Genomic DNA, 13,745 nt, shown 5'->3' on the forward strand with positions numbered 1-13,745 from the left:
AAGTGAAAAGTGAACAGAATGAAGTGCCTATGGTTGTCATTAAGCGCCTACCTAGATATTACCGATATTTAGGCGAATTGATGAAACAAGGTGTGAACCGGATATCCTCTGCGGCGCTCAGCGAAAAAATGGGCGTTACGGCCTCTCAAATCAGGCAGGATTTTAACTGTTTTGGCGGCTTCGGACAACAGGGTTACGGCTATAATGTTCCAAACCTATATGCTGAAATCGGAGAAATTTTAGGACTAAATCATGGATATTCTTTGATTATTATTGGCGCAGGAAATATGGGACATGCGCTGGTAAATTATGCAAATCTTGAGAAGCGCGGGTTTAAAGTAATCGGCATTTTTGACAATGATGCAAAAAAAATTGGAACCACAATTAAAGGTATTGTTGTCAGCGATATTTCGAAATTGGAAGATTTTTGTAAGCAAAATACCGTTGACATTGCTGCCCTGTCGCTGCCGCGGAGTGAAGTAAGGGACATTGCAAAACGTTTGATTTCTGCCGGCATTAAGGGACTTTGGAATTTTTCATATACAGAAATTGCGGTTCCAGACGACGTTGCTATAGAGAATGTGCATTTAAGCGACAGTTTAATGACATTATCCTACAAAATTACAAAGATAAACGAAAATTAAATAGAAAAGGTTTGAAAAACAAACCTTTTCATGCGTCTGTAGCTCAGTGGATAGAGCACCGGCCTCCGACGCCGGGTGCCGTAGGTTCAAATCCTATCAGGCGCACCAAGCTTTAAGGCCTCGAAATGCGTTATTTTGCGTATTTTGGGGCTTTTTATTTTGTAATACTCTCTATCAGTAATGGTTTAAATTTTACTTTTGACTGATTTTTGACTGATTTTTATTTTTAATTATGCCTGTAACTTTATGTTTGTAGGTGATAAAAATTGATTTAGTTTATCAGCATTGAGTGCTTTATGTTTTTGGTCTAAGTGTGTATAAATATCCATTGTTACGTCAATAGAACTGTGCCCCAAATAACTCTGTGCCGTTTTAATATCTACACCTGCCTTATATAAAATTGTGGCATATGTATGACGAAATTGATGCATTGTAAAATCTACTGTAAAATTTATTTCGTTATCACTGAGATACTTTTGAAACGACTTTACAAAATCAGCATATAATCTTCTAATACTTACTAATGAATGTATGTTCCCAAGACTATTTTTAAAAACCAAATCGTTTACTTTTGTATTCGGCGGTTTTATTAAATATGGTTTTAATATATCCAAAATAGGAACAGCTCTTATACTATTTTTTGTTTTTGGAGTTTTTATATTTGGTTGATTGCCGATATACTCTACCGCCTTATTAACATGTATGCAATTATTTTCAAAATCAATATCATTCCATGTTAAAGGAATGAGTTCCCCTCTTCTTAGCCCTGTGTATAATAGTGTCATTATCAAGTCTCCGTGTTTGTAATTTACACAAAATTGATTAATCACAGGAATCAACTCGCTTGGTATTGCATCTCTTATCCGGTTTTCTTTTTTGGGAATAACTAAACCATCGCATGGATTAACATATACCATTTGAAGTTTAATTGCACATTTATACAGTTGATTAAGAGTTATCTTAAACTTGTGTAATGTTGATGATGAATATTTCTCTGACAATTGATTTATTAATCTTTGAATTATATTTAGACGTAAACTGGATAAATTATATTCTCCAAGCAATGGATTGATTTGATTTTTAATAACTGCTTTATATCTTTGAAACGTATTATATTCAACATCTGTTTTGTAAGTATTTAGCCATTCTTTTGCCCATTCAGCGATAGTTATATTTTGATTTTCAATATATCTACCCTGCTCGATTTTACACCTTAGTTCTCGCTCTTTTTTTTCTACCTCCTTTATTGTTAAACCATAAATGTTTTTATATTTTTTTCTTCCATCTGGTTGGTATCCTATCAATACTTGTTTGCAATACCTACCGTCTGCTCTTTTTTTCATTTGTACACACTCCATTCTAACAAATAGAGCACATACAATACCATTTACATAATATCATATGTGCTCGGATAACGTCAAGCATATTTATAAGATTTGAGGTGTTGTTTATTTCTCCATTTATAATATTGCTCTAAATCAACATACCAGTGCCCGCAAAGATTGTACGCCGGGAAGTCATTTGAGTGAACCCATTTTAACGCCGTTGTTCTTGGGACATCAAATTCTTTACAAAAATTTGTTAATCTTAGCTGCTTTTTATTTTTTATCTGTGCTTCCAAATCCACCATTCCTTATTGCATCGGTTTCATCTTGATCTGTTTCATAATACCTGCAAATGATTCCTTGACAAAATGCAGAGCCTTCTTTTAATTTAATATCTTCACCATTTGCTAAAGGTGAATTATTAACGAGTTTAACGAAAATATGGCCTTCGTTGTCGGATAAAAAATAGTCCGCATCCACAATCCCACAAGTATTTGCGAGAGATATTCCATATTTAAAGCCCAAACCGCTTCTTGGGCATAACATTAAAAATTTATCGTCATCTAATATTACTCTTATTCCAGTTGCTATTGTCGTGCTTCTTCCATATGGAATAACAATATCATGTGGCAAATAAAAATCATAACCGGCAGAGCACCGTGTGCTCCTCTCTGGTAATTTTATTCGGTCATATTCTTCTCTGCTATGTACGGTATCTAAATTGTATCTCTTAAAACTTACTTTCTCAAATTTGTTCATTAACTACCTCCTACTTATTATTAAATTGTAATGTATATTGACACTCGCTTTAATTTTATATACAATAATTGTGCTGCTTCTATTTAGTTTGATGGTGGTAATCCACTATAAGTTGTAGCAGAAAGAGAGGACATTATTTGAAAGGTATTATTAGTGCTGCTGTGCAGTGCAACGGTCTTTACAGTTTGTTTGCAATCCTTGTAGTTTGCTTGACGATTATTGTTATAGCAATACTCGTTATCAAATGTGTAAAGATGGTTCTCAGCACCATTTCGCGTTATCATGATGCGACGTTAAAGGTTGGTGTAAATTCAGTTAACGCTGAGTTAAATTTACATAACAAACGATAAATCGTTTTCCTAGCTGTGTAACATTAACTTACACAGCTTCGTTTTTGCCCTCTCTTAATGCTATATAAACATTATAGTTTATATCAATTAATCATAATTAATCTATTTTAAATCAGACCTTTTGTCTATTAAGTCTTTTATTTTATTCTTGCTTGTTGATTTTCCGTCAATTTTGAACTTATATCCCGCTTTTATCATTGACGCAATCTCTCTGTCGTTTGGGATGCAAGAAATATACGTAGTGCTCATTATAGTTCTGCCTCTATCATTGATTACTTCAAATTTCATAATCTCAATCCTTTTCTATTTTATATAATTCACAATGACAATATCCCTCTTCTCCTCTCTCCATTTGGTCACGAAACTCTTTACAAATACATTTTGTATCTGGGGATTTAACAATTCTACAGGGGCAGTGTCCTGAATTTTCTTTTAATTTCTCTCTTATATTTGTTACATATTCTTTATCTGGATTTGTTGTTATTTTCATCATTAGCTAATTCTCCTTGCATATTGATTTGGACTTGCTAATTGCACGCCCAACACATCGTCATAATGCGATTTTTGATTAGGAATAAAACGCCCAAATTTTATGATTATATTTGGAAATTGCTTTAATATATCAATCTTATCTTGTATTTCTTTTTCTTTATAGCCCGTATAAATAACAACATCATCGTTCCAATGAGTCCTTAAATATGACACTAATTGTAATAAGTTATCCCATGCATCAAAAGGTTCAAGTCCGCCACAGACTATTGCAGAGGTTATAGGGTTATTCACATAACGATTTATAATTGTTTTAACCCCAACCTCAATATCTGGAGAGGTAGCAAGTGTAGCATTTTGACAAACTTTTCTTCCACATTCTTTTTCACATTTAAAAGTACATGTGGGAAAAATGATAAACATTGAAGGCTTTTTATATTGAATAAAGTCTTCTTCTATAAGTCCTTTAATTCGCATTTACATCTTCCCATTCTCTCATTTTATATTCCGACTTTCGTTCTTTTGAATAAGTTATCACAGGAACATAAAAGCCCACAATTCTCGAATATTCAGTATGAACTGGTTTACCACATTCAGGACAAGTTTTCCCAAAGAATGCGTGATTGTTTCTACAAGCCTGAATTTTAGTGTTAAATGCAAAGTATGTAACACCTTGGTCACTAATGTAATTCATCATATCCCATGCTTGTTCAAATGTGGTAAATGGAGCTTCTATATTGGCATGTAGAATACTTCCACCATTGCAAAAACCATCAAACAAAGCTGCAACTCTTACTCGTTCTTGTAATGTTGTCTTAATTCCTAATGGCATAAATTGATTGCCATACAAAGGTAAATCTACTACAGTTTTTCTTGGGTAGAAAAATTTATCCTTCTTCATTAATTTAGCCGCCGCACTTTCCCCCGGTATTTGCTCACAGTTTACTTGATAATCTTTATCAGCAATAAATTCTGATTTAGTAGTATGAATTACCTCAAAAATTTTGCGGCCGAATTCTTCTGCGTCCTTTGTGTAAAATGTGTTACCGAACTCGTCAATCCTTGTATAGCCGAATGTCTTCATTGTTTCATAAATACCAATAAATCCAATTGTATTATAAAGATGTTCAAAATCTACTAATCCAAGAGTAAAGTTTTTAAGTAATCCCTTTTCAACATTTCGTTTAATGATATTTCTAACAATGTCAAGAGCCTCTAAATCTAAAATTACCATCTCTTTCAAAGCAGATAAGTATTTTTCTTCTGTTTTATTTTCAAGAGCAATTCTTGCAAGATTGATTGTATTTACTTTCACAGAACCAACCTTTAACGCCGTCCCACCAATACTGTTAAAATATCCGAGATCTTCAATGTTACTCTTTAATCTGCAACAATTTGAAAGCGAAGTCACAGAGCTATCAATAAACAAGTTTGAATCATTCCATTTCATATTGTGTTTACAAGCCCAACGAGCAAATTCTTCATCTACAAATTTGCCATTCTGCTTAAGAAGAGAAATTGAGCTAACAGGGAAAGTCATCATATTTTTTGAACGAATACGACTCATTTCTTCTAAGTAAACTTTTTGGAAATCCATTATACCTTCTATTTCATCAATCATAAATGTTCCATTAGGGAACTCTGCCCCGCCAAACAAGGCTTCTAAATAAGCATGGTCAAATACACTTGTATTGGTAAAAGCTGATTGAATACCACTACGCAGAAATGGCTGATTAAGAGCATAAATTAATCTCTGGATTTGCTGTTTTGCATGTTTTATATTATCTGTATAAATATTATCATCGCAATCTTTTTTCCAAAAATAATACATATATGGAATCAGGTTGGGAAGTCCTACCGCCCCTGAACTACGATTACAAGCCCAGCTTACAAACTCTTTAACAAAATCTACGAATGTCTCAAGATGTTGCGGCGGTTCCGCATTGAAATTATCAATAAAATATAAACCTTTCTCTGCAAGGTCTTTTAAATCATAAGCAAAACAATAATGTACAAAACTTGTAGTGTTGGCATCGTGCATATACAAATGCCCATCCCACTCCGCTTTCAGCCAATCATTTGCAGTCGTGAAGCCATATTTCTCATTCAGTTCATGATAAATCTTATTAAACGCTAACAATTTTTGGTGGGGTTTTGGCATTTCATTAATAAGCGTTACTATATCTTTTTGCCCAACGTTTGCATTACCATCAATAGAAGAGTCGGCAACCGTATCTGTTTCAACAAAATTATCAATAAAATCAGTATAGCTTAGTTGTTCGTCTGAAAAACCATTAATTGTTGCCATTTCAGTTCCATATTCATTGAGTAGTCTATTATACGCCGTTGTAAAATTTCTGTTTAATTTAATATTTATCTCCATTTGTTAACTCCTGTCTGTTATTTGCCCATTCTACCGCAGTCGCAAAATCCATCATAACATTATCAATTTCAAGCACAGGAAGTAAATCAATGCCTTTTGAAATCATAATTTCTGTGTCGTCAACAACAGTATATTTAACATTAGCATCATCTAATTTCTTTTTTAAAACTTTGCATTTTGGGCAGTTGTTACTATATAATATAATCATCTACCAATCCTCCTCTATTTTTACCTTTATATGTATCACGATGACCGAATAACATATTCTACAAATTCTCTTGCCCTGTTTCTCAAATCATCAAAACTACCATTATTTTCAACTATATAATCATAATCATAATTTTTTGCAGTCTGTGCATCTGCATGGTTTGACCTAATAGCTTCTACTCCATTCCTTATAACAAAAACTGTTTTTGCATTAAACGCTTGTTTCATTCTGTCAATTGCTGAAATTTCACGAGCATCTATAAATAAAAACTTATACTCATCATCAAACATACTAATTTGCTCATTATCCAAAAAATCATCTACTAAACTTTTTACATCTTTAAATGGCTGGTCGTTATATTCAGAAGACAGTGTGTTTAAATCTGCTAAAAACTTTCTGTCTCTTTCCGTTTTCCCTCCACCCCAGCCAAAATATTCCATAGCAGCTTCTTTACTATTTGAAACATAAGAATAATGCATTGATGGAATAAATTCTTTAACAAACTCAACAAATTTATCCTTACCACTTGTTGCAGCCCCGTTTAAAATAAAAATTCTTTTCGTATTTTTATCCTCCTGTATATAAATTTTCTAAGTTATCAAAATAATGTAATTTGTCTTCAAAATTTAGATTTAAATACTCTTTTATTTGTTCTTGCGTTAATATCCAAATACCCGTAGTAATTGTTTCCTTGTTATATGTATAAAAGCACTGAATTACTGTATCATGTCTTGAGCACTCTTTTCTCCTTAATTCTCTTTTATAGTTATTCAATAAGCTACCTCGTCCAAAAGTTTTCTCCAGATTTCGTTTTTACTATGTGATTCACGCACGCCGTAATGAAGTCTTTATACTCATGGCAATCAAAAACAATCTTATATTTTGCTCCACATTTGCATTTTGATAATAATATACTGGTATATCCTTTTGCTCCCGTATTAGGTTCATACTGTTCTCTTAATCCACGATAGATTTCATCTACATACAATTGATTGAAACATTCGGCGCAAACCATATTTTTAAATTGAATTTTAAATTTTTTCAATCTCTCACTTTCCTTCCACAACTATTATTTTCTGTACATTTACCATAAAACTCACATTTTGGAACAAATAAATTATCCACAATCCATTTCCATTCATCGGATATTTTTGACAACTCATTTTCAATGTCGTAAAATAGTTCTTGAAATTCCCAATAAGCACGGCTGCATTTACGGACGTGGCTCATTTCAACTAAACTGCGAAGATTACGCTTGTCCACAATTTTTGTAGTCATACCAAGCGGAAGTAAGTTTGCAACATCTTCTTTAGGTATATTATAGTCGTTTTCTAAAATTGCACACTGTTCATTTATATAGTTCATAACTCCGCAATACAAGGATAATGCCTCTCTGTTTGCTTTAATTTTGGGCGGTACTGCAAAACCAAAACCTTTATTTGCATAATCTATGTATCGTGTTGATGACTGCAATCTTGTTGGTGCGCCAGCAATATGGGTGTAATATTCACGGATGACGCGTGAGCTATAGCTGTCAATAATCATTTCGACATTAACATATTCAAAACTGCGCCCGTGTCCCGATTTTATACAATCCATGCCACGTCTATAATTTTTCTTGTCGTCCGTTATGTCGCTACCGTAACAAATAGCACTTCTCCTGCCAATTAAAGATATTGGCTTGCGCGTTGTTTCTTCTAAAATTGTAATTTTACCTATGGTTGTTCCTCCTTATATACACTCAATATCAATGCTTTATCAGCAAGGTACTCTGTATCCTTTCTTCTCCATAAATTGCCTATTGGTTTTACTTTATATACAATAGGGCTACCACCATATTTATCTGCACATTTATAAGCAAATTTTTGTGCAGATAATAGTGAGTCTGTAACATAAACTTGATTGAGATTTGCTTTTCTCCAATCTTCTCTTAAATTACCTGTTATATTTGGTGGTAATATCACCCTATGTATATTAAAAATTGTTGATGTTCCGTGATAATATATCATTGAATATTAGATTTATTGTAGATAGTAGTAAGTTATATACTCTATCATCTTATTTTCATCATCAAAACTCTTCCAAATACAATCCTCAATCCAAGGATGTAGTTCTTGCTTGTCCTCGTTTAAAGCAATCACCGGAATACGATACTCGTCTGCTATGGCAAGTTCTTGGCTACTACCTATTGATTTACTAAAGTTTGCAAGATTTACAATTACCAAATCAGATTTCTTCAACATATGTAATTCAAACTGTCGTACTTCATGCTCACTGTCATAATCTGTAGTTTCGTAATTATAATATGTACAGGGGTCAAACACCTTAATAGGGATGCCAATGTCCTTAGCAGAGTTTTGAATCTTATTTTTTATTCGTATTCGCCACTCCCGTGCTTCTTTCAGTGAAAGCCCCGTTATTGAGCCACACAAATAAATGGTTTTAATATGCATTTGCTACCTCCATACTTTTTCTATAAGAATATTCGCCATAGTACATAGATTCCGCATCATTTCTTGCCTTAATAGCATCTTCCTTTGTGTTATAAACTCCTAAATAAACTGTTTGATTTTTATAACCAATACTCGCACACCACTTGTCTTTATATGCATACACACCATTTATACCATTCGGGTTTGTTATTTTTGTATTCATCATATTTTGCTGTTGTGTGACGATTCTTAAATTAATTTTTCTGTCGTCTGTTGTAATATGGTTGATATGGTCTACAATAAACTCTTTTTCATCTAATTCTGTTGCTCTCATAACCAATCTATGAAGACGAATTTTTTTATTATTATGGATTTCTGAATGTCCTACTACATAGCCGTATGCGTCAATACTCCAACTTATATTTTTTATTTTGTCATAATCTTCTAAATCAAAATAAAATTCAACATTATTGTTTGTATAACCAATGCCATATTCTCCTGTTAAGTCGTATTTATTTGTTTTAGCATTAAGTTTTCCAACTTTGGCTGCTGATTCATTTTTAAGACATCCGCAAGACTGTGTATTTCCATTTCTTAAACAATGCCCAAACACTCTAACAGTATTACCACACTCACACTGACAAATCCACATAGCATAACCATGTTTTGAAAATCCGTCTTGCTTAAGCACGGTTAATCTTCCAACCTTTTTACCAGTCATATTTTTAAATTTGCCACCAGCATAACAGCCACAAGATTTAGTGTTACCACTTCTTAAACTTGCTCCCGAAACCACTGTTGTTTCACCACAATCACAAACGCATTTCCACATTATGTATGAATGTCCTTTGGGTGTAATTTTATTTTCGGCTCTTTCAACAACTGTTAGCATACCAAATTTTTGTCCAGTTAAATCTATGAAATTTCCTATTGGACACCACCTACTTTCATCGCATAAAACTTCTCTTTTATATGCATCCTCCACAACATCCGAGCGAAACATTGTTATTTACACATTCTTCTATCTCGTCTTTGTACTTTAAAAATTGTTGTGGAACATCGATGCTCCACAATCCCTTACTAATATGTTCGCCACCTTTTGAGTCAAAATAAGTAGTGCCACCAGAGTTCATACAATATTTAGGCATTGGAACTGTTTTCCCATCTATTTTTAGTATGAGTTTGCCCCTGCAAAGATTTGGATATCTACCGTCATATGACACAAATTCAACCATCAAATCAACTCCTTTCTGTTACATCTGCTCATTTGAGAAATTCAACATCTTTTCTTTTGCTTCTTTATAGTCCATACTTATTTATTCTCCATCATTTTAGACAATTTTGTATTTATCACACTCCATTCTTTTCATTCTCCATTCTTTTGTTTATATAAAGAATTCTGACAAAACTCTTTTATGTCATTAACACTTTTACCTTCATTACACATTTTTAAAATAGCTCCAAGAATACCTTTGGCCCCTACTTTAATCCCTTGAATTTTAACTTCCTCCAATCTTGCTTTAATTGCTTTAGTTATTTCTTTTTCTTGCTTGTTTGTCACAATACTCTATTCCTTTCTTTGTTTTATTTTTTTACTCGTTTTCAAGTCTATGAATAACTCGTTGAAACACCTTAATTACATCAATATAATCTTCCTCATTAAACCCATTAAGGATTGACGACTGTAATAACTCCATTAGATCCCTTTTTTGAATTACATCAATCGTTTTGTAAGATGGTGTAATATATTCACCCGTTGCTTCTTTATAATCCATACTTATTTATTTCACATCCTTTTAAATAATTTTGTATTTTTCAACCCACCATTCTTTTTCTGTACTATCTACCCATTTACCATTTACTTTTTTCTTCTTATGTTTCTTGTACTGTGACTCAACTTTTATAATATCGCCACGCTTAATTGGATTTTCTGCATATATTTTCTTGGTAATTTTTACAGGAATTGTATTACCATTTGCAAGAGCATAAAGTTTAATCTTTGGTGAATATTCGACATTTATATCTGTTGCAACACAATAACCTGAAAATTTTTTATCAATGATGTCAACATAATCCATAATAGCAAATCCTTTTTGAATTATGTCTTTCCAAGAATCTTCTTTGTTCTCAATTCCTTTTATGAGTTCATTTAAAATACCTCTTGCATCAATTCCCATAAAGGTTAATTGTGTTTCAGACTTGCAATGATTTCGTATAATGTCAAAATCTATATTGTTTTTAAGAGCATTTTCTTTTTTATACTGAACCAAATACTTTTTGTTTTTGTAAAACATCAAAAAAAGTTCAAGAACTTTCTTTAAATATTCCATTCCACCAAAATCACTAAAATAGTTAATATCAATCAAATCAACTATCCTTGCTTCAGCAATTCCGTTTTCTCTCAATACTTCAAGTAATTCAATGAAAGTTGAGCATTTTATGTCTTTTATCTCATACAATATATCCGCAATTTTCTGTGAAAAAGACTTAATTGACAGCAAGGATGGATTGATACAATGATTTTCTTTGTCTATCGAAAATTGTCTATTGTCCTTTCCAAACTTGTAACTTCCATTTTTAATACCAAAAGCCCTTTGCATTTCTTGTTTATAGGCAGTTACTTTGTCTTTTTCTCCTTTTTCCGAAAGGTGTTGCATCATAACAGAATAAAACTCATAAGGATAATGTGCTTTTAAATATGCCCCATAAACACTATCATAAGCATAAGAGTAAGCGTGTGAAGCATTAAAAGCATATTTTGAAAACGCTTCAACAATATCCCAAGTCTTTTCAAATCCACATTCTTCACCAGTGTTTTTAATCCAACCTGCTAAAAGTTTCTCTTTTAACTCTTTTAGTTCTTTTTCTTTAAATTTCTTTTTACTGATTTTTTTAATAATTGCATAGGTTTCTGTCTGCTCTATACCAAGCCATCCAAGATATGTCATAACATTTTCTTGGTACATTATGTAATGGAAACTATCTTTAAGAATTTCGTCAAGCTCTTTTATTCCTGTTGAATATGGCTTTCTATCCAAGAAATTATCAAGCTGGGTTTTAAATCCGGGGCGAAGTGCTGCGACAAGTGCCGTTAACTCTTGCATACTCCTTGGAGCATACCTCATACAACAACTTCTGCCAAATTCAGACTCACACTGATTTATTCCCATAGTGTATCCGTCAGCATATATCTTCCAAGTTTTATCATCATTTTCAACTATCTTAGTTATCTCTGGAACTGTATATGTAGGAATTCCAATCTTCTCAAAAATCTTATTGATAGTAAGCCATATATCAACTTTCAACAAATCATTTTTAACAAACTTATAGTTTTCTGCTACCATCCCATCAATAACAGTTGTGATAACACTTTTTTCTTCATCTGTACCATCGTCATTGCCAGAAACACATCTTATAAGACCAATCTCTCTTTTTATATCTCCTGCATAAATCAAATAGCCACAAGGAGCTTGAGATTTTGCATTGATAATTCCTTGGTATTTTTTGCTTTCATCTAAAAGCGGATGATATTCTTTATCAACAAAATCATAAAGGTTAATTTGTTCTTTTTCTTCAGGCGAATCAGCGTGTTTTAGTGCTTTTTCGTATTGTGCAATCTGTGCCGTTATCTCGTTTGCAATATCAAAATCAAGACCTTGTGACTTTGCATACAGTTTAAAAGCTGAAGATTTTTGCAAAGGCTTATAAGAAATCATAGGGTATGCATGTCCGCCACTACCACATATCTCTGTCATTATTTCATCTTGAGCCTCGGCAAATACTTCAGGATTGCCAAGATTGAGGTCAAGGTCTGGCAAACTTCTCGTCTCTAAAATTCTTGTTTTTGACATAAACCTATCGGGGTATAGTTTTACAGGAGAAATAAATCTGTCTATATTACTAAATCCAAGCAAAGAATTTGAGTAGTAAGAAACACCGCTGCCTCGACCTGTTTTTGTAATTATGCCGCCTTTTTCAAGCCCCCTTTTTACAAGTTTGTAGTCAATTAAAAAATAATCAGACATATGAGTGTCAATGATTGCATTTAATTCATACTCAATACCTTCCTCATATTCCTTAATTCTTGTGAGGGGGACAGTAGGTTTAATTTTATCCCATTCTTCATAAACAATTTCTTTTAACCAATTGTCTTTTTCATCTTGTGTCATATTCAAATCGCAAGGGGGGAGTTTTATTTCTTTATCAAAATACAAATCGTCAAATGACAAGATAACATCTGTGTTTTCGATACATCTGTTAATTTCTTCTTCGTTAAGAACACCTTGTTTTAACAATCTTTGTCTTACAATATCTTCTGAAGGATAATCCATATACCACCCTATTTCGTCATCCTCGGCAATATTGTAATTTTTTCTTCTTGTTGATATGTAATTATCTCTTTCCGTGTTATCCTTTTCTTCTATGTAATGACTATCATAGCCAAAGATAATGTCTATCCCATACTTTTTACTCAATTCAAGTATTCTTTTATTTAGTTGTTTTTGTGCATCTGTATTGTGATATTGTACTTCTAAATAGAAATTATCTTTAAAGTGACTATGCAGGCATTTTGTAATTTCTTCTATGTCATCATATTTCCAATAGGCAATACAGGCAGTTGTAACAAACACATTCTCTGGTTTAATTCTTAGCAACAACTCTAAATCAAGTCTTGGTTGTCCGTAATATCCATCTATATTAGCATCGGAAAGAGCTTCGTTTATATCTCTTCTACCTTCTTCATTCTTTGCTAACAAAACTATATGACAATTACTTCTGTCTTTTTTTGTAAGAATATTACCGCTTTTATCTTGCTTGATTTCTCCCGTTTCCTTATCTTTTATGGGATATTCTTTTTTTCTATCCTTTACCCAATATGCTTCAGCACCAAAAACAAATTTTAATAAACTGTCTTTGTATTCTTGTTCTGTTATCTCTCCGTTTTCAAACTTCTCTTTTACTTTTTGATTATTTTTTTGCACCAATTCATAGGGTTCATAATAATTAGATTGAAACCCATGCTCAACACTTGAAATAACCTTGTGTCCTAGTTCCTTGGCTCTTTTTACATAATCTTCATAAGAAGTGGCACAATCTGCAACTAAGACATTTGAAAAGTAAGTATGTTTATGATAGTTTTGTATATTACCATCTC

Annotated in this window: 14 protein-coding genes and 1 tRNA gene; 2 read left to right on the forward strand and 13 right to left on the reverse strand. The window is 32.7% G+C overall.

Translation table 11 applies throughout. The features are described from left to right. Positions 1-2 precede the first annotated feature (2 nt). The gene (locus H8698_RS07160; RefSeq protein WP_346726833.1) at positions 3-644 is read left to right on the forward strand and encodes a redox-sensing transcriptional repressor Rex; all 642 of its coding nucleotides are present in this window, start codon (positions 3-5) and stop codon (positions 642-644) included. Between the two features lie 32 nt (positions 645-676). Further along, positions 677-752, forward strand: a tRNA-Arg gene (locus H8698_RS07165). Positions 753-874: 122 nt separating this feature from the next. Here the strand turns inward: H8698_RS07165 and H8698_RS07170 are convergent. The 13 genes from H8698_RS07170 to H8698_RS07230 all read right to left on the reverse strand — a co-directional run bounded on the left by H8698_RS07170 (position 875) and on the right by H8698_RS07230 (position 13,734). Continuing rightward, on the reverse strand, positions 875-1,987 hold the full coding sequence (locus H8698_RS07170; protein ID WP_249311905.1) for a tyrosine-type recombinase/integrase: 1,113 nt from the start codon (positions 1,985-1,987) through the stop codon (positions 875-877). A gap of 255 nt (positions 1,988-2,242) precedes the next feature. Continuing rightward, positions 2,243-2,728: a dUTP diphosphatase gene (locus tag H8698_RS07175; protein ID WP_249311906.1), complete on the reverse strand. Its 486-nt coding sequence runs from the start codon at positions 2,726-2,728 to the stop codon at positions 2,243-2,245. Positions 2,729-3,370: 642 nt separating this feature from the next. Continuing rightward, entirely contained in the window at positions 3,371-3,571 is a 201-nt protein-coding gene (locus H8698_RS07180) for a ferredoxin thioredoxin reductase catalytic beta chain (RefSeq protein WP_249311907.1), read from the reverse strand. Continuing rightward, positions 3,571-4,044: a 4Fe-4S cluster-binding domain-containing protein gene (locus tag H8698_RS07185; protein ID WP_249311908.1), complete on the reverse strand. Its 474-nt coding sequence runs from the start codon at positions 4,042-4,044 to the stop codon at positions 3,571-3,573. The genes H8698_RS07180 and H8698_RS07185 overlap by 1 nt, the downstream gene beginning before the upstream one ends. Further along, positions 4,034-5,950 carry an anaerobic ribonucleoside-triphosphate reductase gene (gene nrdD / locus H8698_RS07190; RefSeq protein ID WP_249311909.1) on the reverse strand — a complete coding sequence of 639 codons (1,917 nt, stop codon included), beginning with the start codon at positions 5,948-5,950 and terminating at the stop codon, positions 4,034-4,036. Before nrdD ends, H8698_RS07185 begins: the two co-directional genes overlap by 11 nt. Further along, positions 5,934-6,158, reverse strand: a complete 225-nt coding sequence (locus tag H8698_RS07195; RefSeq protein ID WP_249311910.1) for a thioredoxin domain-containing protein — start codon at positions 6,156-6,158, stop codon at positions 5,934-5,936. Before H8698_RS07195 ends, nrdD begins: the two co-directional genes overlap by 17 nt. Positions 6,159-6,193: 35 nt before the next feature. Beyond that, positions 6,194-6,637: a hypothetical protein gene (locus H8698_RS07200; protein WP_249311911.1), complete on the reverse strand. Its 444-nt coding sequence runs from the start codon at positions 6,635-6,637 to the stop codon at positions 6,194-6,196. 562 nt (positions 6,638-7,199) lie between these two features. Further along, positions 7,200-7,877: an FAD-dependent thymidylate synthase gene (locus tag H8698_RS07205; RefSeq protein ID WP_346726838.1), complete on the reverse strand. Its 678-nt coding sequence runs from the start codon at positions 7,875-7,877 to the stop codon at positions 7,200-7,202. Between the two features lie 302 nt (positions 7,878-8,179). Then, the gene (locus tag H8698_RS07210; RefSeq protein ID WP_249311912.1) at positions 8,180-8,611 is read right to left on the reverse strand and encodes a nucleoside 2-deoxyribosyltransferase; all 432 of its coding nucleotides are present in this window, start codon (positions 8,609-8,611) and stop codon (positions 8,180-8,182) included. Then, entirely contained in the window at positions 8,601-9,575 is a 975-nt protein-coding gene (locus tag H8698_RS07215; protein ID WP_249311913.1) for an HNH endonuclease, read from the reverse strand. The genes H8698_RS07210 and H8698_RS07215 overlap by 11 nt, the downstream gene beginning before the upstream one ends. Beyond that, the gene (locus H8698_RS07220; RefSeq protein WP_249311914.1) at positions 9,559-9,825 is read right to left on the reverse strand and encodes a hypothetical protein; all 267 of its coding nucleotides are present in this window, start codon (positions 9,823-9,825) and stop codon (positions 9,559-9,561) included. The genes H8698_RS07215 and H8698_RS07220 overlap by 17 nt, the downstream gene beginning before the upstream one ends. 131 nt (positions 9,826-9,956) lie before the next feature. Then, positions 9,957-10,151: a hypothetical protein gene (locus tag H8698_RS07225; protein WP_249311915.1), complete on the reverse strand. Its 195-nt coding sequence runs from the start codon at positions 10,149-10,151 to the stop codon at positions 9,957-9,959. Positions 10,152-10,386: 235 nt separating this feature from the next. Then, positions 10,387-13,734 (reverse strand): PHP domain-containing protein, encoded by a 3,348-nt coding sequence (locus tag H8698_RS07230; protein ID WP_249312313.1) that lies wholly within the window; start codon positions 13,732-13,734, stop codon positions 10,387-10,389. Positions 13,735-13,745 lie beyond the last annotated feature (11 nt).

This window comes from Congzhengia minquanensis, assembly GCF_014384785.1.
Lineage (GTDB): Bacteria > Bacillota > Clostridia > UBA1381 > UBA9506 > Congzhengia > Congzhengia minquanensis.